The sequence below is a fragment of the Massilia luteola genome, from assembly GCF_034420155.1.
GTDB classification, from domain to species: Bacteria; Pseudomonadota; Gammaproteobacteria; order Burkholderiales; family Burkholderiaceae_D; genus Telluria; species Telluria luteola.
Genome location: NZ_JAXOFN010000044.1, coordinates 1 through 24,061, shown reverse-complemented (window position 1 = coordinate 24,061; position 24,061 = coordinate 1). Strand labels below are relative to the sequence as shown.

At 66.3% G+C, this 24,061-nt stretch carries 21 protein-coding genes; 13 read left to right on the top strand and 8 right to left on the bottom strand.

The annotated features are described in order from the left end of the window. Positions 1-24: 24 nt before the first annotated feature. The 3 genes from U9J41_RS26945 to U9J41_RS26935 form a co-directional block, all read right to left on the bottom strand. Positions 25-1,158 carry a glycosyltransferase family 9 protein gene (locus tag U9J41_RS26945; RefSeq protein WP_322405253.1) on the bottom strand — a complete coding sequence of 378 codons (1,134 nt, stop codon included), beginning with the start codon at positions 1,156-1,158 and terminating at the stop codon, positions 25-27. Continuing rightward, complete coding sequence (locus tag U9J41_RS26940) at positions 1,155-1,718, bottom strand: D-glycero-alpha-D-manno-heptose-1,7-bisphosphate 7-phosphatase (RefSeq protein ID WP_322405252.1); 564 nt, start codon at positions 1,716-1,718, stop codon at positions 1,155-1,157. Before U9J41_RS26940 ends, U9J41_RS26945 begins: the two co-directional genes overlap by 4 nt. A 210-nt stretch (positions 1,719-1,928) precedes the next feature. Then, complete coding sequence (locus tag U9J41_RS26935) at positions 1,929-2,774, bottom strand: hypothetical protein (protein WP_322405251.1); 846 nt, start codon at positions 2,772-2,774, stop codon at positions 1,929-1,931. A 293-nt stretch (positions 2,775-3,067) separates the two neighbouring features. Between U9J41_RS26935 and U9J41_RS26930 the strand changes: the two genes are divergently transcribed. From U9J41_RS26930 to U9J41_RS26905, 6 genes are all read left to right on the top strand, one after another. Then, positions 3,068-3,307 carry a KGG domain-containing protein gene (locus U9J41_RS26930; RefSeq protein WP_056440301.1) on the top strand — a complete coding sequence of 80 codons (240 nt, stop codon included), beginning with the start codon at positions 3,068-3,070 and terminating at the stop codon, positions 3,305-3,307. 170 nt (positions 3,308-3,477) lie between these two features. Further along, the gene (locus U9J41_RS26925) at positions 3,478-3,879 is read left to right on the top strand and encodes a hypothetical protein (protein WP_229412657.1); all 402 of its coding nucleotides are present in this window, start codon (positions 3,478-3,480) and stop codon (positions 3,877-3,879) included. Between the two features lie 89 nt (positions 3,880-3,968). After that, positions 3,969-5,093, top strand: coding sequence for a M14 family metallopeptidase (locus tag U9J41_RS26920; protein WP_056440299.1), 1,125 nt, complete (start codon positions 3,969-3,971; stop codon positions 5,091-5,093). 12 nt (positions 5,094-5,105) lie between these two features. After that, positions 5,106-5,582 (top strand): CYTH domain-containing protein, encoded by a 477-nt coding sequence (locus U9J41_RS26915; RefSeq protein ID WP_322405250.1) that lies wholly within the window; start codon positions 5,106-5,108, stop codon positions 5,580-5,582. 91 nt (positions 5,583-5,673) lie between these two features. Continuing rightward, positions 5,674-7,383: an FAD-dependent oxidoreductase gene (locus U9J41_RS26910; RefSeq protein ID WP_322405249.1), complete on the top strand. Its 1,710-nt coding sequence runs from the start codon at positions 5,674-5,676 to the stop codon at positions 7,381-7,383. Between the two features lie 109 nt (positions 7,384-7,492). Beyond that, complete coding sequence (locus U9J41_RS26905) at positions 7,493-9,544, top strand: tetratricopeptide repeat-containing diguanylate cyclase (RefSeq protein WP_322405248.1); 2,052 nt, start codon at positions 7,493-7,495, stop codon at positions 9,542-9,544. A gap of 128 nt (positions 9,545-9,672) precedes the next feature. Here the strand turns inward: U9J41_RS26905 and U9J41_RS26900 are convergent, their stop codons facing one another. Continuing rightward, entirely contained in the window at positions 9,673-10,926 is a 1,254-nt protein-coding gene (locus U9J41_RS26900) for a DUF2863 family protein (RefSeq protein WP_322405247.1), read from the bottom strand. A gap of 277 nt (positions 10,927-11,203) precedes the next feature. Between U9J41_RS26900 and U9J41_RS26895 the strand changes: the two genes are divergently transcribed. Further along, positions 11,204-13,510: a TonB-dependent receptor gene (locus tag U9J41_RS26895; protein WP_322405246.1), complete on the top strand. Its 2,307-nt coding sequence runs from the start codon at positions 11,204-11,206 to the stop codon at positions 13,508-13,510. A gap of 80 nt (positions 13,511-13,590) precedes the next feature. Continuing rightward, complete coding sequence (locus U9J41_RS26890; RefSeq protein ID WP_322405245.1) at positions 13,591-14,268, top strand: Fe2+-dependent dioxygenase; 678 nt, start codon at positions 13,591-13,593, stop codon at positions 14,266-14,268. A 242-nt stretch (positions 14,269-14,510) separates the two neighbouring features. Here the strand turns inward: U9J41_RS26890 and acnA are convergent, their stop codons facing one another. The 4 genes from acnA to U9J41_RS26870 all read right to left on the bottom strand — a co-directional run bounded on the left by acnA (position 14,511) and on the right by U9J41_RS26870 (position 20,055). After that, positions 14,511-17,219 (bottom strand): aconitate hydratase AcnA, encoded by a 2,709-nt coding sequence (gene acnA, locus U9J41_RS26885; protein WP_322405244.1) that lies wholly within the window; start codon positions 17,217-17,219, stop codon positions 14,511-14,513. 164 nt (positions 17,220-17,383) lie between these two features. Continuing rightward, positions 17,384-17,908 (bottom strand): hypothetical protein, encoded by a 525-nt coding sequence (locus tag U9J41_RS26880; protein ID WP_322405242.1) that lies wholly within the window; start codon positions 17,906-17,908, stop codon positions 17,384-17,386. Beyond that, complete coding sequence (locus U9J41_RS26875; RefSeq protein ID WP_322405241.1) at positions 17,908-18,897, bottom strand: HpcH/HpaI aldolase/citrate lyase family protein; 990 nt, start codon at positions 18,895-18,897, stop codon at positions 17,908-17,910. The genes U9J41_RS26880 and U9J41_RS26875 overlap by 1 nt, the downstream gene beginning before the upstream one ends. Positions 18,898-19,062: 165 nt before the next feature. Then, positions 19,063-20,055: a malate dehydrogenase gene (locus tag U9J41_RS26870; RefSeq protein ID WP_322405240.1), complete on the bottom strand. Its 993-nt coding sequence runs from the start codon at positions 20,053-20,055 to the stop codon at positions 19,063-19,065. 264 nt (positions 20,056-20,319) lie between these two features. On the opposite strand from U9J41_RS26870, the gene U9J41_RS26865 reads away from it, so the two are divergent. From U9J41_RS26865 to U9J41_RS26845, 5 genes are all read left to right on the top strand, one after another. Further along, complete coding sequence (locus tag U9J41_RS26865; RefSeq protein WP_322405239.1) at positions 20,320-21,117, top strand: GntR family transcriptional regulator; 798 nt, start codon at positions 20,320-20,322, stop codon at positions 21,115-21,117. Between the two features lie 203 nt (positions 21,118-21,320). Then, positions 21,321-21,743, top strand: a complete 423-nt coding sequence (gene sdhC, locus U9J41_RS26860) for a succinate dehydrogenase, cytochrome b556 subunit (protein WP_322405238.1) — start codon at positions 21,321-21,323, stop codon at positions 21,741-21,743. Between the two features lie 2 nt (positions 21,744-21,745). Beyond that, positions 21,746-22,114: a succinate dehydrogenase, hydrophobic membrane anchor protein gene (gene sdhD, locus U9J41_RS26855; protein ID WP_322404968.1), complete on the top strand. Its 369-nt coding sequence runs from the start codon at positions 21,746-21,748 to the stop codon at positions 22,112-22,114. Positions 22,115-22,116: 2 nt separating this feature from the next. Further along, positions 22,117-23,895 carry a succinate dehydrogenase flavoprotein subunit gene (gene sdhA / locus U9J41_RS26850; protein WP_322404969.1) on the top strand — a complete coding sequence of 593 codons (1,779 nt, stop codon included), beginning with the start codon at positions 22,117-22,119 and terminating at the stop codon, positions 23,893-23,895. A 12-nt stretch (positions 23,896-23,907) separates the two neighbouring features. Further along, positions 23,908-24,061: 2Fe-2S iron-sulfur cluster-binding protein (locus tag U9J41_RS26845; protein WP_322405269.1), on the top strand; the 154-nt coding region annotated here is incomplete at its 3' end.

Genomic DNA, 24,061 nt, shown 5'->3' with positions numbered 1-24,061 from the left:
CGCGGCAGCATCGTCGCCTCCCCGTCAGCCGGGCACCGAGGTGTCCGGCGCTGCGGCCGGCAATGCCGGCGCGGCCGGCCGCGCCGTGCCCAGCAGCTCGTGCACGGCATCGGCGACGCGCTGCGGGGCGACGCCGGCAAGACACGCGTGGTGGCCGTGCGGACATGTGCTCTGAAGGCAGAAGCGGCAGGGGACGTCGTGGAACAGGACGCGGTTGCGCACGTGCCACGGCGTGTGCTGGGGATGGGTCAGCGCGTACAGGTCGACCACGGGCGTGCCCACGGCGGCCGCGATGTGGGCCGGTCCGGTGTTGTTGGTCACGGCGACGGCGGCCATGCCCAGCGCGGCGCCCAGTTCGCCCAGCGACAGCCGGCCCGCGAGCGCGACAGCCGGCACGGCGGCGCTGAACCGGATGCCGTCGACCAGTTCCGCTTCCGCCGCGCTCCCCGTGAGCACGAGGGGCAGTCGCGGATCGTGCGCGAGCAGGCGCAGCACCTGCGCCCAGTGCGCGGCCGGATAGCGGCGTGAGGCGGCGCCGGCGCCCGGGTGCAGCAGGATCCAGGGCCGGTCCGGATCGACGCCGGCCGCCGACAGGCGCATCCGCGCCGCGGCGACGTCGGCCGCAGCGGGCGCGAACGACAACCCGGGTTCGGCGCCGCGGCACCCGACCCGCTGCACGAGGGCCAGCTGGCGCTGGACTTCGTGCCGCACGAGGGCCGTCGGCTCGGGATCGGGAATCCAGTCGGTCAGCAGGCCGTAGGGATTCTCGCGGCAGTGCGCCAGCCGCAGCGGAATGCCGGCCAGCTGGCACAGCAGCGCCGCCGGCAGCGCGCTCTGGGTGTAGGTCGTGAAGATGACGGCGGCGTCGAAGGCGCGCCCGGCGAGGGCGGCGATCAGCGCCAGGCCGGCCGTGTGCGCTTGCGGGGCGAGGTGCCGGGTGCCGGCGTGCGCCCATGGCGCGCTCCAGGCGATGGCGTCGTCCAGTTCCGGGATGCAGGGCTGCGCGGCCGCGCCGGATGGGGACCCCAGCAGGGTCAGCGTGCGTCCCGGCACGGCGCGGTGCAGCGCGCGCATGGCCGGGGTGCACATCAGCACGTCGCCGAGCGAGTCGAGACGCACGCACAGGATGCGCCGGGCCCGTTGCCAGGGCGCCGTCATGATGCGTCTCCGTGGCTGGCGATCAGCACGGCGGCCGAGTAGAGGTCGGGCGCCATGCGCGTCGGTACGCGGCGGGGGCCCAGCCGCCATTCCGTTTCGTTGCCGTTGTCGATGAGGATGGTGCGGCAGCCGGCCCGGTTGCCGGCCTCGACGTCGTGCAGGATGTCGCCCACCATCCACGACGCACGCAGGTCGATGCCGTGCTCGTGCGCCGCCTTCAACAGCAGGCCCGGCAGCGGTTTGCGGCAATGGCATTCGGTGGCCCAGGGCGCGGCCGTTCCCTCCGGGTGATGCGGGCAATAATAAAAGCCGTCGAGCGCCAGCTCTTCGTCGAGCAGCAGGTCGCGCAGGCGGCCGCGGACACCGTCCATCGCGGCCGCGGCGAAGCGTCCGAACGCGATGCCGGGCTGGTTGGTGACGACGAACAGGCGGTAGCCGAGGCGCGCCATCAGGCGCAGTGCCGGGCCGGCGCCGCGGCACAGGACGATGTGCGCAGGCTCGACGTCGTGGGGCCGGTCGTCCACGAGCATGCCGTCCTTGTCGAGGAATACGGCTTTCATGGCCGGGGCGCCTCCCCGGCGCGCGCGGCGGTGCGGCGCCCTCGTGCAATCCCGTTCTCGTTCGGCATGCTTCGCTCGCAGTCTGGCAATGTGTCAGGTTCGACCGCGAGGGAAATGGCTGGGTTCCGGAACCGGTCCGGCGCTTGAATCTGGATCAAGAACAGAGAAGGGGAAGCGCCGGCCCGCGCGACGGGCCGGCGCAACAGGGACTCAGGGCTTGCTCTTGAAGCCCGTGTCGTCGTCCATGTTCTCGTCGCCGTGCAGCTTGTTGGCGAAGCCGGGGCTGCGCGGGTAGCCGCCGGCCGCATCGTTCGACTTGTGCACCGCCGGGCCGCCCGCCGACGCAGTGGAGCCCGTCTGCGAGCCCTGGCGGTCGGTGCTGTCCGCGCCCGTGTTGCCCGGCGAGCGCGGCAGGCCGCCGGCCACGTCGTTCGATTCGTGCACGCCGCCGTAGTCGGAATTCTGGTTGGCCAGCGAGCGCGAGCCGGTCACTTCCAGCTGCGTGTTGCCGCGCTGGGCCTCATGGCCGCCGGCGCTGCCGGGCCCCGGCATGCCGCCGCCCTGGGTCGAGGACGACGCGCCGGACTGGCGGTTGCCCGCCGGGCCGCCCGGCGGCTGCGCCGGCAGTTCGCTGCGCGGGCCGTGCATGCCGCCGCCTTGCGTGGCCAGTTGCTGGTTCAGATTTACACCCGAGTCTTTCGGACGGTGTCCGACGGCCTGTTCCAGCAGGCCATAGGCGCCGGACTTCTGTTCCATCTGGCGCTGGTGGCTGTCCGTCACGCCCTGCACGGCGCCGGAGCCGCCGTTGATCTGGTTGTCCATCGAGCCGCCCGGGATGCCGGCGTCCTCGCCGTATTCGCGGCCGCCGATGCCGCCCTGTTCGTTGCCCATGACGTCGCGCTGCTGGTTGCCCTGCTGCGTACCGGCGCCGTGCGCGTAGGTGTGGTCGAGCGGCTGGCCGCGGTCGGCGCTGGCGCCCTCGGACCCGGGCGTCCATTTTTCGTTGGCGCCGTTGTTCGTCTGGTTGTTCGCTTCGCTGCGTTGGTTCGCGTCCATGGTCGTCTCCTTTCGATCTGGAACCAGGATGATGCGCGTCCGGGACCGACTTCAGTATAGGAAGACACAGCGGGTATATGTAGGACGATTACCGACGAGTTATTTACGACTGGAAGTAAAATTTCGAGAGTGCATTTTCTGTCTCACATTGTCCTACAAAGTCATCTGAATTGCTCCTATAGTCTCATCCAATCGGCATGCCTAAGATGTGTTCCGACCGAGCGCTCATCCGATGGCATCGGCAGGCCTGCCGCAGGACGCGGCGGTTTCAACTGCAATGAGGAGAGAACACCATGGCATCCAGCAATCAGGGCAACAAACAGAGTGGCGGTACGAAGAATCGCGGTTTCGCATCGATGGATCCGGAGCGTCAGCGCCAGATCGCCAGCGAGGGCGGCAAGGCCGCCCACCAGAAAGGCACCGCGCACGAGTTCACCTCGGAAGAGGCCCGTCGCGCCGGCAGCATGAGCCATGGCAACCGCCAGTCGGCGTCCGGCTCGTCGCGCAGCTCCTCCAAGGGCAACAAGCAGTAATCCCGTGCGGGCGGGACGGTGGCGGTACCGTCCCCTCTGCCCACAAATCCACGCGGGGAGCGCAGGCTTCCCGTTTTGCATTTCTTTAACACAATTTCGAAATTGGATGCGGTAGAATCGCCGGGCTTTCGATCACTTAGTTTTCAATCACCTGCCCATAGGAATTCGTCGTGAAATCAGCGGTCATCCGTCAAGTCAAGAGCATGTCCATGTCGTGCGACCGGGTCGGCAATCTGCTGCTGACCAAGTTCTCCGCACACGGGGCGAGCGACGTCGCCATCTTCGTGCCGGCGTCGATCGTGTTCTGGCTCATCAAGCATCTGCCGGTCAACCAGGATCCGGCCCTGCAGCCGCCGCCGGCCGGGCCGCAGATCACGCAGTGGGACTGGGACCATCCGAACATCCCGCGCGCGTTCACCGTGCAGTGCAAGGTCTTGCCGGGCAAGATCAGCATGACCTACAACCTCGACCGCAAACCCGACCTCACCGTCGTCCTCGACCGCAGCAACGTCGAGCTGATGCGCCAGATCATGCTGGCCTACAGCAAGGACCTGATCGACCTCGACGCGTAAGCGGCGACGCCGGCCTGGCCAGCCCATGGCCGGCGGGCGTGGGCTCGGCTATCATGCCTTCTTTGAACGCTTTTCGAGGAACCAGTCCCATGCCCATCAAGATCAGCCAGCTGTTCGATTCCGGTGCGATCGACGTCGTCCAGGCCACCGATCCGCGCCAGATCGACCTCGAGCTGCGCAAGGATTCCGCAGCCGACATCCACCAGTGGTTCCACTTCCGCCTGCAGGGCGCGCGCGGCAAGGCCTGCACGATCCGCTTCCTGAATGCCGGCCAAGCGACCTATCCCAAGGGCTTCGAGGGCTACCAGGTGGCGGCCAGCTACGACACCGAGAACTGGTTCCGCGTTCCCACCTCGTTCGACGGCCAGGTCATGACCGTCAACCACACGCCCGAGCTGGACAGCATTTATTACGCCTACTTCGAGCCCTACACCTGGGAGCGCCACCTGCGCCTGCTCGGTGAAGTGGCCGAGAATCCGATCGCGCGCGTGCACGACATCGGCACGACCGTCGACGGCCGCGACATGAACCTCGTCGTGATCGGCAACCCGCAGGCCGAGAAGAAGATCTGGGTGATCGCGCGCCAGCATCCGGGCGAGACGATGGCCGAGTGGTTCGTCGAAGGCATGATGGATGCGCTGCTCGACAATTCGGATCCGGTCTCGCGCAAGCTGCTGCAGCGCGCCGTGTTCTACATCGTGCCGAACATGAACCCGGACGGCTCGTTCCGCGGCAACCTGCGCACGAACGCCGCCGGCGCCAACCTGAACCGTGAGTGGATGACGCCGTCGGCCGAACGCAGCCCGGAAGTGCTGTGCGTGAAGAACAAGATCCACGAGACGGGCGTCGACATGTTCTTCGACATCCACGGCGACGAGGCGCTGCCGTACAACTTCGTGGCCGGCAGCGAGATGCTGACCGATTTCACGCCCGAGCGCCTGGCCGCGCAAAACGCATTCATCGAGCGCTACATGGCGGCCAGCCCGGACTTCCAGAACGTCTACGGCTATGCCGCGAGCAAGTACAACGAGGAATTGCTGACGCTGGCCTCGAAGTACATCGGCCACACGTTCAAATGCCTGTCGCTGACGCTGGAGATGCCGTTCAAGGACAACGCCAACCTGCCCGACCCGTACGTCGGCTGGAACGGCGCCCGCAGCAGCGCGCTCGGCGCGGCCATGCTGCAGCCGATCCTGCAATCGCTGGACGACTGAACGGAGCACCCCATGGGCGTCGAGATCGAACGCAAGTTCTTGCTGGCCAACGAGGGCTGGCGCGGGCAGGGCATCCCGACGCGCATGCGCCAGGGCTATCTGGTGGCCGAGGCCGCGCGGACCGTGCGCGTGCGCATCGAAGGCGAGCGCGCCGCCATCACCATCAAGGGCAAGAGCACAGGGGCAAGCCGCGGCGAGTGGGAGTACGAGATTCCCGTGGCGGACGCGACCGAGCTGCTGGACGGCCTGTGCGAGCAGCCGCAAGTGGAAAAGATCCGCCACCGCATCGAGCACGCCGGCCACACGTGGGAAGTCGACGAATTCCTCGGCCTGAATGCCGGGCTCGTCGTGGCGGAAATCGAACTCGGCGCGGAGGACGAGGCGTTCGACACGCCGGACTGGATCGGGCCGGAAGTCACGGGCGAGAAGCGCTACTACAACTCGAGCCTGATCCGCCATCCCTATGCGCGGTGGCAGGACAGGGCGTGATGCGACGGCGCGCCGACGGCCCCGCCTTTTGAGAGGTGCGCGGCGTCCCGGCTTGGGTTAGCATGCGATACCCAACCACGAGGCGGCCGACATGTCCGAACACGTTCCCGAACTGATTCCCGAAGGCCTCGTCGCCGATCCCGACGCGCGCGCCGGCGTCGACCTGGCCACGCGCGGCCACCAGATCTTTCCCACCTTGAGCGCGGACGACATCGCCCGCCTGCGCCGCTTCGGCACGTGCCGCGGCTGGCCGGACGGGGCCACCGTGTTCCGCGCCTGCGTGGATTCGCCGGGCATGGTCGTCGTGCTGGCGGGACGGCTGTCGTGCAGCCGGACCGATGCGCTCGGCAAGCGCGTCGAGGTGGTGGAATACGGCCCCGGCCAGTTCGCCGGCGAAGTGGCGACATTGTCCGGCCGGCCGCCGCTGGCCGACGGGGTCGCCGTGGGCGAGCTGGAAACCCTCGTGCTCGACGCGGAATGCCTGCGCGCCGTGATCGTGGCCGAGGCCGAACTGGGCGAGCGGCTCATGCGTGCCTTCATCCTCCGCCGCGTGCAATTGATCACCAATAAGCCGGGCGGTCCCATCCTGATCGGACCGGCCGCGCATGCGGGCCTGTTCGAACTGGAGAATTTTCTGTCGCGGAACGCCTACCCGTACACGCGGCGCGATCCCGAGACCGATCCCGAAGCGGCCCAGCTCGTGCGCGAGCACTGGAAACAGGCGTCCGACTGGCCGCTCGTGGCACTGCCGGACGGCTTCGTGCTGAAGAACCCGACCCTGGCCGAAGTGGGCCGCTGCCTCGGCACCTTGCCACGCATCGAGCGCGGGACCGTGTTCGACGTGCTCGTCGTCGGGGCCGGCCCGTCCGGCCTGGCGACGGCCGTGTACGCGGCATCGGAAGGGTTGCGCGTGATGGTGCTGGACCAGCGCGCGTATGGCGGCCAGGCGGGCGCGAGCGCGCGCATCGAGAACTTCCTCGGCTTCCCGACGGGGATCTCGGGCCGCGCGCTGGCCGGCCGTTCCTACGTGCAGGCGCTGAAATTCGGCGCCGAGATCGCAATCCCCGCGCGCGCCACGCGCCTGCTGTGCCACGAGCGCCCCCTCAAGGTCGAACTGGACGACGGCACCTGCCTGCAGGCGCGCAGCGTCGTGCTGGCGGCCGGCGCGCGCTACCGCAAGCCCGATCTGCCCGACATCGCCGATTACGAAGGCCGCGGTGTGTACTACTGGGCCTCGCCCGTGGAAGCGAGGCTGTGCCGCAACGAGCCCGTCGTGCTCGTCGGCGGCGGCAATTCGGCCGGACAGGCCGCCGTCTTCCTCGCGGCGCACGCGTCGGAAGTGCACCTGCTGGTGCGCGGACCTGGGCTTGAGGCGACGATGTCCAGCTACCTGATCGAACGCATCGCGGCGACGCCGAACATCCACCTGCACGCGCGGCGCGAAATCGTCGGGCTGCTGGGCGACGAGAACGGCCTGACGGGCGTGCGCTGCCGCGGCCGCGACGGCGGCGACACGCGCGAGTTCGCGGTGCGGCGGATGTTCCTGTTCATCGGGGCCGATCCGAACAGCGACTGGCTGCACGAATGCGGTGTCGAACTGGACGACAAGGGCTTCGTGCTGACCGGTGCCGAGACGCGTCCGGAACGTGGCGCCCGCACGCTCGAGACGAGCGTGGACGGCATCTTCGCCGTGGGCGACCTGCGCGGCGGATCGACCAAGCGCGTGGCGGCCGCGGCGGGCGAGGGCGCCGCGGCGGTGGCGCAGATCCACGGCTACCTGGCGTCGCTCGCCCAACGCTGACCGGCGGCGCGTGCGGAAGGGGACACCGTTCGGTTGAACCTTCTAGATGACAGCAGGCATAATCCTCGCCACGCGGCCGTACTGTGTGCGCCGCAGCCCGAGGAGCGCAATGGTATTTCCCGTCCTGTCACAATCCAGCATGCGCGCATACTGCGCCGTTGCGATCCTGCTGTGCCCGTTCACGGCCCGCGCCGACCAGCCGCTGGCCCAACGCCTGCGCGAGGCCGGCGCCATGGCCCGCTTCGTGCCGGACCAGGCGTCGAGCCGGCTGCGCGACATGGAGTGGGAAATGGCCACCGCGCCCACGTCGTTGCGGACGGACTTCCTGTATTTTTACAGCACCGCCGAGCGCGGCACCGGCGACCTGACGCATGCGCTGACATTGGCCGACCAGCTGATCAATTATGGCAAGCGGAACAATGACAACGTCGCCTTGGCCAAAGGCCTGATCGGGCGCGCCAATACGCTCTACCTGCGGGAAGACCTGGCCGCGTCCCATGCAACGTCGTTCGAGGCGGAACGCGTCGCCCGGACCACCGCCGACATCCCGACGACGGTGCTGGCGACCATCGCGGCGGGACAGTCATTCCAGGAAGAGGGGAATTATCCGGCCGCGCTGGCGAAACTGCACGCCGCCGTCGGCATGGCGCGCCAGATCGGCACCGACACCGCGCCGTTGGCCAGTGCGTTGCACGCGCTGGTGCAGCTGTACCTGAATTTGGGCGAGCTCGACAAAGGCTGGGAAGTGCAGCGGGAATCGCTGGCCGTGGCCAGGAAGATGGCGTCGCCGGGATACGTGGCGACGGCGCTGGGCGACGAGTACGCGCTGGCCGTCGAGCAGAACGCATTCGAGCGGGCGCGCCACGCCCTGTTCGAGGAACTCGGCCTGGAACGCAGCATGGGCGCACGCCAGATGGGCGCCACCACGCTCGTCAACCTGTCGGATTGTTACCTGAAGGAGGGCCGGTTCCGCGAGGCCGAGGCCTATGCCGCGCAAGCGCTGGACGCCGCCGTCGACGTCAGGAGCAACAACGACATCGCCACCGCCCGCGTCAACCTGGGCCAGGCGCTGCTCGGGCAGGGGCGCCTGGCCGAGGGCAAGCGGCAGTTCGAGGCGGGCCTGGCCACGTATGAAAGACAGGGCGACAAGCCGGAACTCCTGGCGGTGCTGCGCGAGTATGGGCGCGCGCTGGAACACGCCGGCGACTACAAGGGCGCCGTCGACGCCTACGACCGCGAGCGCGGCCTGTCGGGCGAGATCTTTGCCGGCGAGCGCCAGAAGGCGGTGATGGAACTGCAGCAGAAATACGACGCCGAGAAAAAGCAGCGCCGGATCGACGCGCTGCGCCAGGAGAACCGCGCCGCCAGGGCGGAGCTGGACAATCGCCGCTGGCAGCAGCGTGTCTGGTGGCTGCTGGCCGTGGCCTGCGCGCTGGCCACGGTGGTCGTCGGACTGCTCTACCGGAAAGTACGGCGCGCCAACACCGCGCTGGAAGAAAAAAACCTGCAGTTGAAGCGGCAGGGCGCGCTCGATCCGCTCACGCTGCTGTACAACCGCCGCCACTTCCAGGAATTCATGGCGCGTGCCGGCAATGAGCGGCGCACGGGCGTCGATGCGACCGCGGGGGCGCTGTTCCTGCTGGACGTCGACCATTTCAAGGACGTCAACGACACGCTGGGCCATGCGGCCGGCGATGCCGTACTGAAGACGGTCGCGCACGACCTGCGCGCGGCATTGCGCGACACCGATATGATCGTGCGCTGGGGCGGCGAGGAATTCCTCGCGTTCGTGCCCGCGGTCGCGCACGACGACCTGGACGAGGTGGCGCTGCGTATCCTGCACGGCATCTCCGCGCAGGCCGTCGAATACCGCAACGGCAGCGTCCCGGTCAGCGTGTCGGTGGGCTACGCGCCGTTCCCGCTGGCGCTCGGCGGCACTGCGCTGACGTGGGAACAGGTCGTCAACCTCGCGGACATGGCCATGTTGCTGGCCAAATCGCATGGCCGCAACCGCGCCTACGGCGTGCGCGGCTTTCCCGGCGCCGTGCATGCGTCGCTGGATGCGATCGAGCGCGACCTGGAGCAGGCTTGGCGCGCGGGCTGGGTCGACTTGTCGGTGGTGCGGGGCGGGGGCGAGGCGCCGGTCCGCGCGCGCGTTTAACTCCTGCGGCACGGCATTCGCCTTGCGGCTGGCGAACTAACCGACAATTCGGGGTCAGAGCCCGGTTTTGGGCACGATCTTTGGGGAAAGCAGGTACGGTGGGCATCCTGTGCCCACCGACGGCACGATCAGTGGAAGTGCTCGTTCCCCGCCGGCGTGTCTTCCGGCATCTCGGCATGCACGAGCTCGCCGCTCGGGTCGGCGAACAGCGGCGCGCCGCAGTCGTCGCAGTACTCGGCGACATAGCGTTCGCCGATGCGCTTGACGTGGCTGATGCCGACGTCGTTCAGGTGCTTGACGATCTCGTCCAGCGGCGCCAGCGGGCGGTCGCCGCCGCCGGCCGGGCCTTCCATCGGCGTGCCTTCCTCGTCTTCCTGGCCGTACAGGGGCCAGACGATGCCGTACACGACGTCCGACGACTGGCGCAGGGTGAACCCGACGCGGTATTCGTCGACCTGGCTGTCGTTGATCTCGTCGCCGAAGCCGGCGATGACGGCGCGCAGGTCGTTCGGTTCCACGGCCAGCGTGTTCGTCAGGTAGTGGACGGCGGCGCGGATCGACACCGGGCGGATCAGCTTATCGGCCTCGCGGCACGCCACGTAATACGCTTCCGGCAGCAGCAGTTCGACGCCGCAGCCCGGCAGCAGGCGGCCGATGTTCGGGCCGGCCTGGGCGCGCCATTGCTCGAGGGCGTTTTCGCGCTCGGCTTCGAAGTTGATGTGGTGCTGCGGTTCCTGCCAGCGGAACAGCGGGGCGCCTTGCGGGGCGATGACGGCCACCAGCAGGTAGCGCGTGTCGGCCAGGAATTGCGACGTGTCCGGGCCGGGCGCGGCCGGCTTCACCGTCGAGCCCTTGTGGGCGGCGGCGGCGAGCTTGTGCGTCAGGGTATAGGTCTCGGCGTGGGTGCGCGGCAACTGGTCGATCGAGTACAGCGTCGGCGCGATGGCGACCTTGGTGTTGTCGGCCAGCAGGTGGGCACCGAAGTGCGCCGTCAGCGTGGTCAGGATGTCGCCGGGGATCGTGCCGGACGCGATCGAGAAACGGGTCCAGGCCAGGATCGGCGCGGCCACGAGCAGGGCCTGCCAGGTGGTCTCGGCGCCGTCGTTGGCCTGCTCGGTCATCGTCGAGGACTCGCTGACCGCCTCGACGCCGTCCATCAGCACATCGTAGACCGCGAGATCGCCCTTGAACAGGACGTTGAGGGCGGCATCGATGGTGTCCTGGTGGTTCGTCTTGAGCAGTTTCTGCAGCTGGGCGTCGAGGTTGCGTTCCCAGGCCCGTTCTTCAACGCGGCTGGCGGCCTGCACGATGGCGTTGCTGAGGCTGATGAGACGCTGGCTTTCTGCCGAAAGTTTGGGTGAGTCTTTGGAAGGGCGACGCATACGCTTGGGGAGTCTCTTCGGTAAGGGTGGGTCGTATTCTTTGGATCGAGATCCAAGGGCCATGATAAACCCTTATCCCCGGTATTGTAGTTGATTCGGCCACACCCCAGTAACACTGCGGCAATATCGGTGCCGTCGTGTTCGCGCGTCGCCCCGGCATCGATTGTCCGTCAGTGCTTGTCAAAAGCAATAATAGGAATCATAATGCGAATCGTTCTCATTAATATTCCTGTCAGTCGCGACGCACAGAGACTCCCGGCAGGGCCAGCCCCACACCATGACAATCAAGAACAACGACAGCGCCACCCCGACGTCCTTCATCACGAGCCGCAAGCACGCGCGCACGCTGCCGGGCCCCACATTGGCCGTGCTGGCATCGCTGGCGCTGCCCGCCGTCGCGCATGCCGGCCCCGACGTCGCACCCGATCCCACCATCCCGAGCGTGCAGGTGACGGGCGCCAACCAGCAGCAGGCATCGGCCAACGACAAATTCACCGCGCCGCTGCTCGACACGCCTAAATCCATCACGGTCGTGCCGGCCGACGTCATCGCGCAGACGGGCGCCACGTCGCTGACGGACGCGCTGCGCACCGTGCCCGGCATCACCATCGGCGCGGCCGAGGGCGGCAACCCAGTCGGCGACAACCTGTTCATCCGCGGCTACAACGCGCAGACGGACACGTACATCGACGGCATCCGCGATTCCGGTTCGCAGTCGCGCGAGATCTTCGACGTGGAACAGGTCGAAGTCGTGAAGGGCCCGAACTCGGCCTACGGCGGCCGCTCGTCGGCCGGCGGCGGCGTCAACCTCGTCACCAAGACGGCGCAGGCCTATGACTTCAACCACGCCGGCATCGGCATCGGCAGCGACAAATACCGCCGCCTCACGGGCGACATCAACCGCAACATCGGCAGCGACAGCGCCTTCCGCCTGAACGTGATGGCGCACGAAGCCGACGTGCCGGGCCGCGCCGTCGTCGGCGGCAAGCGCTGGGGCATCGCACCGACCGTGACCTTCGGCCTGACCGGCCCGACGCGCGCCATCGTCAGCGTCTACCACATGACGTCGCACGAAATCCCGGACACCGGCATCCCGTTCAACAACCCGGTCACGACCGGGCTCAACGTCGCGAAGAACGGCAACGGCGAACCGTTCGCCGTCGACCGCTCGACCTTTTACGGCCTGGCCAACCGCGACTTCCGCGACACCAAGAGCGACATCGCCACCGTCGACCTGCGCCACCGGCTGGCCAACGGCATCACCCTGCGCAACGTCACGCGCTACGGCAAGTCGAACAACGATTACGTCTGGACCCAGCCCGACGACTCGAAGGGCAACACGGTCCTGTACGGCACCGTCTGGCGCCGCGCCAACACGCGCGTGACGGAAACCCGCACCGCGACGAACGTGACGAGCCTCTCCGGCAATCTTGATACGGCGGGCGTCAGGCACACGTACAACGCGGGTATCGAGTTCGACCGCGAGACGACGGACCGCGCCGCCTACGTCTTCACGCCGGGCACGAACAATCCGTTGACGGGCACGTTCACCTGCCCGACGTCGGGCAGCACGACGCTGTACAACTGCACGACGCTGGCCGATCCGAACCCGTACGATCCGTGGGCGTACACCCGCACCGTGTCGGGCGCGCTGACGCACGTGAACACCAAGACGAAGTCGGCGTACGCGTTCGACACCATCGAATTCAACAAGCAGTGGCAGCTCAACGTGGGCGGCCGGTACGACGATTTCCAGAGCACGCTGAACACGCTGCCGACGGCGACGACGGCGGCCGTGCAGGCGGACGTCGACAGCAATTTCTGGAGCTGGCAGACGGGCCTCGTGTACAAGCCCGCGACTAACGGCAGCATCTATCTGGCGTATGCGACGTCGGCGACGCCGCCGGGCAACGACGGCGGCGACGGCCTCGATGCGCTGACGGTGGCCGTGCAGAACCTGCAGCCCCAGCGCAGCAAGAACATCGAGCTGGGCACCAAGTGGGACGTGATGCCGGGCGGCCGGCTGTCGCTGACGGCGGCCGTGTTCAAGAGCACGATGAACAATGCCCGCGTGACGTCCCCGGACGGCACGGTGCAGAACGTCGGCCGCAAGGAAGTCAGGGGCGTGGAGCTGGGCTTCTCGGGCAAGCTGTCGTCGCAGTGGAGCGTGTTCGGCGGCTACACCTACCTGGACGCGGAAATCGCGGACAATGGCTATCTGAACGTCGGTACGACCGCGGCGCCGGTGTACGCGGCATCGCCCTATAACGGCAACCGCTTCCCGGCGACGCCGAAGCACTCGGCGTCGCTGTGGACGACGTATGCCGTCACGAAGGACCTCACGTTCGGCATGGGCCTGAATTCGATGTCGATGCTTTACGCGAACGTGAACAACAACAAGTGGGCGCCCGGCTATACCCGCTTCGACGCGATGGCCACCTATGCGCTGAACCAGGACGTCAGCCTGCAGCTGAACGTGCAGAACCTGACCGACAAGCTGTACTTCGACAAAGTCTCGTCGCCGCACTATGCCGGCGTGGCGCCGGGACGGTCGGCGACGCTGTCGGCCAACGTCAGGTTCTGATCCGGCTCCGCGAGCCGCCAGCGAACCGCAAGCCCTCCGCGCTACCCGGCGTCGAGGGCTTGTTTCATGAGGAGTGAACGATGATGCTGCATATCCCGGGCGTGCTGAGCCCGGACCAGGTGAAGTCCATGCGCGCGCGCCTGGCCGCCACCGACTGGATCGACGGCCGCGCCAGCGTCGGCAGCCAGGGCGCACAGGTCAAGCGCAACCGCCAGCTGGCGGAAGGGTCGCCGCTGGCCGTGGAACTGGGCCAGGTCGTGAGCGCCGCGCTGATGGCGCACCCGCTGTTCTTTTCGAGCGTGCTGCCGCTGCGCATCCTGCCACCTTACTTCAACGGCTATGCGGGCGGCGAGCATTACGGCCCGCACGTCGACGGCGCCATCCGCGCGCAGCGCAGCGGGGCGACGGTGCGCGCCGACGTGTCGTGTACCGTGTTCCTGAGCGATCCGGAAGAGTATGACGGCGGCGAGCTGACCGTGATCGACACCTACGGCACGCACGAGGTGAAGCTGCCGGCGGGCGACGCGATCGTGTACCCGTCGTCGAGCGTGCACGAGGTGCGGAAGGTGGAGCGCGGCGAGCGCGTGGCATCGTTCCTGTGGGTGCAGAGCATGGTGCGCGACGACGGCAGGCGCGCGATGCTGTTCGAGCTCGACACCAATATCCAGGCCTTGCGCGCGCAGCATGGGGACGGGCCGGCGCTGGTGGCGCTCACGGGGCATTACCACAACCTGTTGCGGATGTGGGCGGAGACGTAGCGAGGGGTCAGAGCGAGGGGGCAGAGCGAGGGGTCAGAGCCCGGTGTTGATGGTTGGGCTCTGACCCCGGTGGTTAGACGCGACGTCTCTAAGCACCGATGATGGTTGGGCTCTGACCCCGGTGGTTAGACGCGACGCCTCTAAGCACCGGGGTCAGAGCCCCAAAGGAAACACCGGGCTCTGACCCCTCTGACCCAAGGAAACACCGGGCTCTGACCCCTCTGCCCCCTGACTGCCTCGGCTTAGGCAGCCAGCAGCTGCCGCAGCACGAACGGCAGGATGCCGCCATGCTTGTAGTAATCCACTTCGATCGGCGTGTCGATGCGCAGCAGGACCGACGTTTCCTTCGTCGAACCGTCGGCGCGGTGGATGACGAGGGTCGCCTGCATCTGCGGACGGATCTCGCCTTCCAGGCCTTTCAGGTCATAGGTTTCGTTGCCGGTGATGCCCAGCGAATCGACGCTGTCGTCGCCCAGGAACTGCAGCGGCAGCACGCCCATGCCGACCAGGTTCGAACGGTGGATGCGCTCGAACGAACGGGCGATCACGGCCTTCACGCCCAGCAGCTGGGTGCCTTTCGCGGCCCAGTCGCGCGACGAGCCGGTGCCGTATTCTTCGCCCGCGAAGATCATCGTCGGGGTGCCTTCCGCGATGTACTTCATGGCCGCGTCGTAGATCGACAGCTGTTCGCCGCCCGGCTGGTGCAGCGTGATGCCGCCTTCGACCGCGGAACCGTCGGCCTTCGGCGGGATCATCCTGTTCTTGATGCGGACGTTCGCGAACGTACCGCGCATCATGATCTCGTGGTTGCCGCGGCGCGAGCCGTACGAGTTGAAGTCGGCCTTGATGACGCCGTGGTCCTTCAGCCATTTGCCGGCCGGACCGTCTTCCTTGATCGAGCCGGCCGGGGAGATGTGGTCGGTGGTGATCGAGTCGCCGAACACGCCCAGCGCGCGCGCGCCCGCGATGCCTGCCGCGGCGGCCTTCGGGGTCATCTCGAAGTCGCTGAAGAACGGCGGCTCGGCGATGTAGGTCGACTCCGGCCAGTCGTAGACCTGGCCCGACACCGACGCCACGGCTTCCCACAGCGCGCCCGGGTTGCCCTTGACGTCCGCGTAGTTGGCCTTGAAGACGTCCGAGTTCATCGCGAGCTTCATCAGGTCGTGGATCTCCTGCGAGGTCGGCCAGATGTCGCCCAGGTAGACGTCGACGCCGTCCGAGCCCTTGCCGACGGGTTCCGTCATCAGGTCGCGCGTGACGTTGCCGGCGATCGCGTAGGCGACGACCAGCGGCGGCGAGGCCAGGAAGTTCGAGCGGATGTTCGGGTGGATGCGCGCTTCGAAGTTGCGGTTGCCCGACAGGACGGCGGCGGCGATGATGTCGTTCGACGTGATCGCGGCGTTCAGCTCCGGGGTCAGGTCGCCGGCGTTGCCGATGCAGGTGGTGCAGCCGTAGGCGGTCACGCCGAAGCCCAGTTGCGTCAGGTACGGCAGCAGGCCGGCCGCTTCCAGGTAGTTGGTGACGACGCGCGATCCCGGCGCCAGCGACGACTTGATGTGCGGTGCCACCGTCAGGCCTTTTTCGACGGCCTTCTTGGCCAGCAGGCCCGCGGCCAGCATGACGCTCGGATTCGACGTGTTGGTGCACGACGTGATCGCGGCGATCAGCACGTCGCCGTTCTTCACGCGCAGGCCGTTGGTCGTTTCATAGACCTTCGACAGGTCTTCCGGCGATTTGTTGAAGCCGTTTTCGCTGGTCGGCTTGGAGAACAGGTCGGCGAAGTTGCCCTTCACGTTGCCCAGTTCGATGCGGTCCTGCGGACGCTTCGGACCGGCCAGCGACGGGGTGACGGTCGCCAGGTCGAGCGACACGACGCGCGTGTAGTCGATGTCGCCGGCGCGCGGGATGCCGAACAGTTGCTGGGCCTTGAAGTAGTTCTCGAAGGCGGCCAGTTCTTCTTCGGTGCGGCCGGTGCCGCGGAAGTAGTCGATGGTCTTGTCGTCGATCGGGAAGAAGCCCATCGTCGCGCCGTATTCCGGTGCCATGTTGCCGATGGTGGCGCGGTCGGTGGTCGACAGCGAGGCGGTGCCTTCGCCGAAGAATTCCACGAACTTGCCGACGACTTTCTCCTTGCGCAGCATCTCGGTGATGGTCAGCACGAGGTCGGTCGCGGTGCAGCCTTCGCGCAGCGTGCCGGTCAGGTTGACGCCGATGACGTCCGGGGTCAGGAAGTAGACCGGCTGGCCCAGCATGCCGGCTTCCGCCTCGATGCCGCCGACGCCCCAGCCGACGACGCCGACGCCATTGATCATGGTCGTGTGCGAGTCGGTGCCGACCAGGGTGTCCGGGTAGTACATGCCGTCGTTCTTCATCACGCCGCGCGCCAGGTACTCCAGGTTCACCTGGTGCACGATGCCGAAGCCCGGTGGCACGACGCCGAACGTGTCGAATGCCTGCATGCCCCACTTCATGAACTGGTAGCGCTCGTTATTGCGCTGGAACTCGATCTTCATGTTCAGGTCGAGCGCGTCCGGGGTGCGGAAGTGGTCGATGGTGACCGAGTGGTCGACGACCAGGTCCACCGGCACCAGCGGCTCGATCTTCTTCGGATCGGCGCCGTTCTTGGCGGCGACGTTGCGCATCGCGGCCAAGTCGGCCAGCAGCGGCACGCCGGTGAAGTCCTGCAGGACGACGCGCGCGACGACGAACGGGATCTCTTCGGTGCGGGCGGCGGTCGGGTTCCAGTTCGCCAGCTGGCGGACGTGCTCTTCGGTGACCTTCTTGCCGTCGCAGTTGCGCAGCACGGATTCGAGGACGATGCGGATCGACACCGGCAGGCGCGACAGGTTCACGCCCAGGGATTCGGCGAGGGCCGGGAGGGAATGGAACTGGCCGGTCTGGCCCGCCGCGATGGGGAATTCCTTCAGCGTGTTCAGCGTGTTGTGAGACATAAAAGCTCCCTTCAGTAGAGGATTTTGTTGTTGCTGCGATAAACCCGGTTCGCTACGCCGTCACCCCAGCGGAGGCGGGGGCCCAGGCAGGACGCGTGCCGGGACGCAAAACTGGATCCCCGCCTACGCGGGGACGACGCCCGGTTGCATTCCGCGCCCAGGCATCAGCTTTTCTTCTCGGCCGGTGCCGAGGCCATCACCGGCTTGGCCTGCTGCTCGGCGTCCTTGCACTCGTTGGCCAGCTGGCGGCTCTGCTTCGAATCGAGCAGCATACCCTTCGACGGGATGCCGATCCAGACCAGGCCGAGTTTCGCATTCTCGTAGCGCTGCGCGCCCGTCGTCGTGCCGACCTTGTCCATGCGGCGCAGGTGGTTCTTCCAGCGCAGCGCGATGTGGCTGTCGTCCATCGGGTTGCGGTAGATGGCGACCTTGTTGTCCAGTTCGCAGGAGTATTCGGCCAGCGTCGTGTCCGTGACGTCCGGTTCCGGTTCGTCGTCGGCGACTTCCTGCTTGACGTCTTCCTTTTTGGCTTTTTTATGCTTGGAAGATTTTGCCTTTGCCTTTGCCTTCAGGACCTTGGTCGCCTTCGGGTGCGTGTCGTGGGTGGTGGCGGATGCCGGCGCGCAAACACCGGCGGCCGCGAGCGCGAGGGCACAGGCGGCGGCGATTTGTTTCAGAGTGATGGACATCAGATGGATTCCGGTTGATTGACGAGTGCCGCCGCGGCATCCGGCAGCGCAAGGCCGGCCAGCTTCGCGCGCTGCAACACCGTCCAATAATATCGGTAGCTGGCGCGATCGTGCAAGCGGCCGGCGTGGGCAATCGGGCCCCAATCGTTCGCCATCGCCGCGGCCAGGATGTTGGTCGCCTCGTTCACTTCCGCCAGGCGCGGCGTGAACGCCTTGACGATCGGCTTGATCTGGTCGGGGTGGATGCTCCACATGCGGGTAAAACCGAACTCGGCGGCGGCGCGCTGCGCGTCGTTGGCGACCACCGCGCTGTCCTTGATCTCGGTCGTCACATTATGCGAGGGGACTTTGTCGTGTGCATGACATGCGGCAACCATCTCCAGCTTCGCCCGGACGACGAGTGGATGGGTAAATTGACCTGGCGTACGCATCGCGGCGGCCGGCACCGCGCCGTAGTGCGCCGAGACGAAGTCCATGATGCCGAACGACAGCGATTCGACCTGGGGCAGGGCGGCGATGGCGTACACGTCGTGCAGGGCTCCGTGCGTCTCGATCAGCACGTGCAGCGGCAGGGCGTCGCGTCCCGCATTCGCCGCGGCGCGGTTGACGGATTCCTGCGCGCGCAGGACGTCTTCCAGGCTGTTCGGCTTGGGCAGCATGACGTAGCCGAGCTTGCGGGCGGCGGCGCCCACGATGATCTCGACGTCCTGCTCGAAATGGCTGCTCGTGACGTCGTGCAGGCGCGCGCCGATGCGGTTGAAGCGGTTGTCGTCGCCGTTCACGAGCGCGGCCACCAGTTCGGCGTGGGCGCGCTCGGCGCCGGCGCTGGCGCCGTCCTCGCAGTCGAAGGTGATGTCGAAAATCGGCCCAAGTTCTTGTTGCAGGGCCATCGATTTGCGCATCAGCTTCTCGCTGCCGGCGTAGTGGTCGCAGGCAGGGAGCAGCGGCGGCTGGCGTTGGCCCTGGAATAAAACCTCGGAAGGATGCATGTCGAGTCCTGGATATGCATTACGTGGGCTCGGGGAGCCCACCCTACGAACGGTATATTGCCGTAGGGTGGGCACCCCGTGCCCACCAAGCGTGTGCGTGCCGCCGGCACACGGCAATTCGTAGGGTGGGCACCCCGTGCCCACCAGACGTTTGCGTTGCCGGGATTACTTGCCCAGCAGGTGAGCGACGCCCGCGCGCTCTTCGTTCAGTTCTTTCAGCGTCAGGTTGATGCGCTCTTGCGAGAACGGATCGATCTCCAGGCCTTGCACGATCTTGTATTCGCCGTTTTCGGTGGTCACCGGGAAGCCGAAGACGATGCCTTCCGGGATGCCGTACGAACCGTCCGACGGGACGCCCATCGTGGTCCACTTGCCATTGGTGCCCAGCACCCAGTCACGCACGTGGTCGATGGCGGCGTTGGCGGCCGATGCGGCCGACGATGCGCCGCGGGCGTCGATGATGGCGGCGCCGCGCTTGCCGACGGTCGGCAGGAACGTGTTGGCGTTCCATTCCTGGTCGTTGATCAGGTCCTTGACCGATTTGCCGTTGACCGTGGCGAAACGGTAGTCGGCGTACATGGTCGGCGAGTGGTTGCCCCAGACGATCATCTTCTCGATGTCGCCGACGGCCGTGCCGGTCTTGGCCGCGACTTGCGACAGGGCGCGGTTGTGGTCCAGGCGCAGCATGGCGGTGAAGTTCTTGGCCGGCAGGTTCGGGGCCGATTTCATCGCGATGTGGGCGTTGGTGTTGGCCGGGTTGCCGACCACCAGCACCTTGACGTCACGCGACGCGACGGCGTCCAGCGCCTTGCCTTGCACCGTGAAGATCTGGGCGTTGGCTTCCAGCAGGTCTTTACGCTCCATGCCCGGGCCGCGCGGACGGGCGCCGACCAGCAGGGCGACGTCCGCATCCTTGAACGCGGTCATCGGATCGCTGTGGGCGGTCATGCCGGCCAGCAGCGGGAATGCGCAGTCTTCCAGTTCCATCATGACGCCCTTGAGCGCCTTCTGTGCTTTTTCGTTGTCGATTTCGAGCAGCTGCAGAATGACCGGCTGGTCCTTGCCCAGCATGTCGCCGTTGGCGATGCGGAACAGCAGGGAATAGCCGATCTGGCCGGCCGCGCCGGTTACGGCAACGCGCTTAGGGGTTTTAGCCATGATGAATCTCCAAAGTGGGAAAGAAAACGGGGCGACGCAGAAGGATACGCCTGTTTGGGAAAACCGCAATGATACCAAAAGCGCCATCTTGGGAAGCGGGCGTGTGGCGCATTGCTGGCAGGCGGGCGCCCACGCTCGATCGACCGCGAGTGTAGTCCTGCGCCATTCCATCTGTCAATTCATATCATATGTCTTATATAAGACACATAATCCGAGGGTTTCTTCACTGGACGGACCAGGGGATTTATGAAAAAATCGCAGTCTATGAACCAAGCCTCGTCCAATCCGAACAGCAATGGCGCCACGACTACGGGCGCCGGCAGCGCTGTCGGCGGCGCGGCGCCATCGCCCACATTTTCGCCACTGTACCAACAGATCAAGGCGCTCATCACGCAGAGCCTGCAGTCCGGCGAATGGAAACCGGGCGAGCTGATCCCCAGTGAAGTCGAGCTGGCCGGCCGCTACAAGGTCAGCCAGGGCACCGTGCGCAAGGCTATCGACGAACTCGCCGCCGAGCACCTCGTCGTGCGCCGCCAGGGCAAGGGCACGTTCGTCGCCACCCACAACGAGGCGCGCGCCCACTTCCGTTTCCTCAAGCTGATGCCCGACGAAGGCGTCCCCCAGCATTTCGAGCACGAATACCTCGACGTCAAGCGCATCCGCGCGCCGGCCGAGGTGGCGCGCCTGCTCGACCTGAAATCGGGCGACGCCGTGGTCTACATCAAGCGCCTGATGAGCGACAGCGGCGCGCCCACGATCCTCGAGGAATTGTGGTTGCCGGGGCAGCTGTTCAAGGGACTGACGGGCGAGCGCCTGGCGGAATACAAGGGGCCGATGTACGGCCTGTTCGAATCGGAATTCGGCACGCGCATGATCCGCGCGACGGAAAAGATCCGGGCCGTGGCGGCCGATGCGCCGAGCGCGCTGGCGCTGAAAGTGCCGGAAGGAACGCCCTTGCTGTGCGCGGACCGGCTGTCGTTCACGTATGGGGATAAAGCGGTGGAATTGCGGCGCGGATTGTATCTGACCGCCAAGCATCATTACCAAAACGAATTGTCCTGAATAGTTTTTGCGCTGGCTCTATGCTGGTGCAGTAATCGCTGGCAGCGATTACAATGTTTCGATTTTGGGAAAGCGTCGAAGAGGCCCGATCGGCGCGTTTCAGCCTGGATCTGGCAGCGAAAAAGCCGGAATCCGTGCAGGTCGCAAAATCGGCGTAGTCCGGGTTCCAATATAAATAAGTCAGTTTTAAGGGAGGTGTTCCAATGTCCGAAGCCGTGAAAAACGCGCAAAAAAGAGGGCAGCCGATCCGTAATGTGAGCATTACGGACATCACGATGAATTACAAGCAGCCGCCGTCAGCCATCGTGTCGATCCTGCACCGTATCAGCGGCTTCGTGCTGTTCCTCTTCCTGCCGTTCCTGCTCTACCTGTTCGAGCAGAGCGTCCGTTCCGAGATCTCGTTTGCGCACTTCGCCGGGATCGTCAGCCATCCGTTCACGAAGATCGTCATCCTAGGCCTGTCCTGGGGTTACCTGCACCACTTCTGCGCCGGCATCCGCCACCTGTTCATGGACAACCACATGGCCCTCGACAAGGACGCCGCGCAGCGCACCGCGCGCTGGGTGCTGGTCGTCAGCCTGGCCCTGACCCTGCTGGTCGCCCTCAAACTGTTCGGAGTGTTTTAATCATGGCTACCCCCAACAACATCGGACAGCGCCGCCTCGTCGTCGGCGCGCACTACGGCATGCGCGACTGGCTCGCGCAGCGCGTCACCGCCATCGTGATGGTCGTGTTTACCGTCATCCTGCTGGTCTCGTTCCTGACCGGGCAGAATTTCACCTACGAAGGCTGGGCCGGCCTGTTCGCCCGCCAGTGGTTCAAGCTTTTCACGATGGTCACGTTCTTCGGCCTGTTCTACCACGTGTGGGTCGGCATCCGTGACATCTGGATGGACTACGTCAAACCGGTCGGCATCCGCCTGACCCTGCAGATCGCCACGGTGCTCTGGCTGCTCGCCTGCGCCGCCTGGACTGTGCAAATTCTCTGGAGCGTGTAATCGTGGCAGCAATCAAACCCGCAATCCCCGTCCGTCATTTCGACGTGGTCATCGTCGGCGCCGGCGGATCCGGCCTGCGCGCCGCACTGCAGTTGTCCGAAGCCGGCCTGAATGTGGCCGTGCTGTCGAAAGTCTTCCCGACCCGTTCGCACACCGTCGCCGCACAGGGCGGCATCGGCGCCGCGCTCGGCAACATGTCGGAAGACGACTGGTTCTGGCACATGTTCGACACCGTCAAGGGCGGCGACTACCTGGGCGACCAGGACGCCATCGAATTCATGTGCCGCGAAGCGCCGAAGGTCGTGTACGAGCTCGAACACTTCGGCATGCCGTTCGACCGCAACCCGGACGGCACGATTTATCAACGTCCGTTCGGTGGCCACACCGCCAACTTCGGCGAGAAGCCGGTGCAGCGCGCCTGCGCCGCCGCCGACCGTACCGGCCACGCGCTGCTGCACACGCTGTACCAGCGTAACGTCCGCTCGCGCACGCACTTCTTCGTCGAGTGGCAGGCGCTGGACCTGGTCCGTAATGCCGACGGCGACGTCCTCGGCGTCGTCGCGCTGGAAATGGAAACGGGCGACGTCATGATGCTGCAGGCGAAAACGACCGTGTTCGCCACGGGCGGCGCGGGCCGTATCTTCGCCGCGTCGACCAATGCCTTCATCAACACCGGCGACGGCCTGGGCATGGCGGCGCGTGCCGGCATCCCGCTGCAGGACATGGAGTTCTGGCAGTTCCACCCGACCGGTGTGGCCGGCGCGGGCGTGCTGATCACGGAAGGCGTGCGCGGCGAGGGCGGCATCCTGATCAACTCGAACGGCGAACGTTTCATGGAGCGCTACGCCCCGACGCTGAAAGACCTGGCGCCGCGCGACTTCGTGTCGCGCTCGATGGACCAGGAAATCAAGGAAGGCCGCGGCGTCGGCCCGAACAAGGACCACGTGCTGCTCGACCTGCGCCACATCGGCGCGGACACGATCCGCAAGCGCCTGCCGTCGATCCTGGAAATCGGCCACAAGTTCGCCAACGTCGACGCGACCAAGGAACCGATCCCGGTCGTCCCGACCATCCACTACCAGATGGGCGGCATCCCGACCAACATCCACGGCCAGGTCGTCACCCCGGACGGCACCGGTTCGCAGAAAGTGGTCAATGGCCTGTACGCGATCGGCGAATGCTCGTGCGTGTCGGTGCACGGCGCGAACCGTCTCGGCACGAACTCGCTCTTGGATCTGGTGGTGTTCGGCCGCGCGGCCGGCAACCACATCGTCGCGCAGAACCTGAAGGAGCAGGGCAACCGCGCGCTGCCGGCGGACTTCGCCGACTACGCGCTGGGCCGCCTGAACCGCCTGGAAAACTCGACCGGTGGCGAAAAGGTGCAGGACGTGGCCAACGCGATCCGCGCCACGATGCAGAAGCACTGCGGCGTGTTCCGTACGCAGGCGCTGATGGACGAGGGCGTGCGCGAGATCATGGCGCTGGACGAGCGCCGCAAGCACGTCTCGTTCAAGGACAAGTCGAAGGTGTTCAACACGGCGCGCATCGAGGCGATCGAACTGGACAACCTGATCGAAGTGGCCAAGGCGACCGTCGTGTCGGCGGCGGCGCGCAAGGAATCGCGCGGCGCCCACGCCCACAGCGATTTCGAGCACCGCGACGACGAGAACTGGATGAAGCACACGCTGTTCTACTCGGAAGGCAATCGCCTCGACTACAAGCCGGTCACGACCAAGCCGCTCACCGTCGACACGTTCAAACCGAAGCCCCGCACGTTCTAATTTAGGCAAACCATGGCACGCACAGTCCACCTGAAAATCTACCGCTACGATCCGGACAAGGATTCGAAGCCCTATATGCAAGACGTCACCGTCGAGCTGAAAGACACCGACAAGATGCTGCTCGACGCGCTGCAGCGCATCAAGGCCGACGTCGACGATTCGCTGG

What these genes read in the sequence shown, in the direction of transcription:
- U9J41_RS26945 (WP_322405253.1), bottom strand. Translation starts at nt 1,158, where the DNA reads ATGACGGCGCCCTGGCAACGGGCCCGGCGCATCCTGTGCGTGCGTCTC.
- U9J41_RS26940 (WP_322405252.1), bottom strand. Translation starts at nt 1,718, where the DNA reads ATGAAAGCCGTATTCCTCGACAAGGACGGCATGCTCGTGGACGACCGG.
- U9J41_RS26935 (WP_322405251.1), bottom strand. Translation starts at nt 2,774, where the DNA reads ATGGACGCGAACCAACGCAGCGAAGCGAACAACCAGACGAACAACGGC.
- U9J41_RS26930 (WP_056440301.1), top strand. Translation starts at nt 3,068, where the DNA reads ATGGCATCCAGCAATCAGGGCAACAAACAGAGTGGCGGTACGAAGAAT.
- U9J41_RS26920 (WP_056440299.1), top strand. Translation starts at nt 3,969, where the DNA reads ATGCCCATCAAGATCAGCCAGCTGTTCGATTCCGGTGCGATCGACGTC.
- U9J41_RS26915 (WP_322405250.1), top strand. Translation starts at nt 5,106, where the DNA reads ATGGGCGTCGAGATCGAACGCAAGTTCTTGCTGGCCAACGAGGGCTGG.
- U9J41_RS26910 (WP_322405249.1), top strand. Translation starts at nt 5,674, where the DNA reads ATGTCCGAACACGTTCCCGAACTGATTCCCGAAGGCCTCGTCGCCGAT.
- U9J41_RS26905 (WP_322405248.1), top strand. Translation starts at nt 7,493, where the DNA reads ATGGTATTTCCCGTCCTGTCACAATCCAGCATGCGCGCATACTGCGCC.
- U9J41_RS26900 (WP_322405247.1), bottom strand. Translation starts at nt 10,926, where the DNA reads ATGCGTCGCCCTTCCAAAGACTCACCCAAACTTTCGGCAGAAAGCCAG.
- U9J41_RS26895 (WP_322405246.1), top strand. Translation starts at nt 11,204, where the DNA reads ATGACAATCAAGAACAACGACAGCGCCACCCCGACGTCCTTCATCACG.
- U9J41_RS26890 (WP_322405245.1), top strand. Translation starts at nt 13,591, where the DNA reads ATGATGCTGCATATCCCGGGCGTGCTGAGCCCGGACCAGGTGAAGTCC.
- acnA (WP_322405244.1), bottom strand. Translation starts at nt 17,219, where the DNA reads ATGTCTCACAACACGCTGAACACGCTGAAGGAATTCCCCATCGCGGCG.
- U9J41_RS26880 (WP_322405242.1), bottom strand. Translation starts at nt 17,908, where the DNA reads ATGTCCATCACTCTGAAACAAATCGCCGCCGCCTGTGCCCTCGCGCTC.
- U9J41_RS26875 (WP_322405241.1), bottom strand. Translation starts at nt 18,897, where the DNA reads ATGCATCCTTCCGAGGTTTTATTCCAGGGCCAACGCCAGCCGCCGCTG.
- U9J41_RS26870 (WP_322405240.1), bottom strand. Translation starts at nt 20,055, where the DNA reads ATGGCTAAAACCCCTAAGCGCGTTGCCGTAACCGGCGCGGCCGGCCAG.
- U9J41_RS26865 (WP_322405239.1), top strand. Translation starts at nt 20,320, where the DNA reads ATGAACCAAGCCTCGTCCAATCCGAACAGCAATGGCGCCACGACTACG.
- sdhC (WP_322405238.1), top strand. Translation starts at nt 21,321, where the DNA reads ATGTCCGAAGCCGTGAAAAACGCGCAAAAAAGAGGGCAGCCGATCCGT.
- sdhD (WP_322404968.1), top strand. Translation starts at nt 21,746, where the DNA reads ATGGCTACCCCCAACAACATCGGACAGCGCCGCCTCGTCGTCGGCGCG.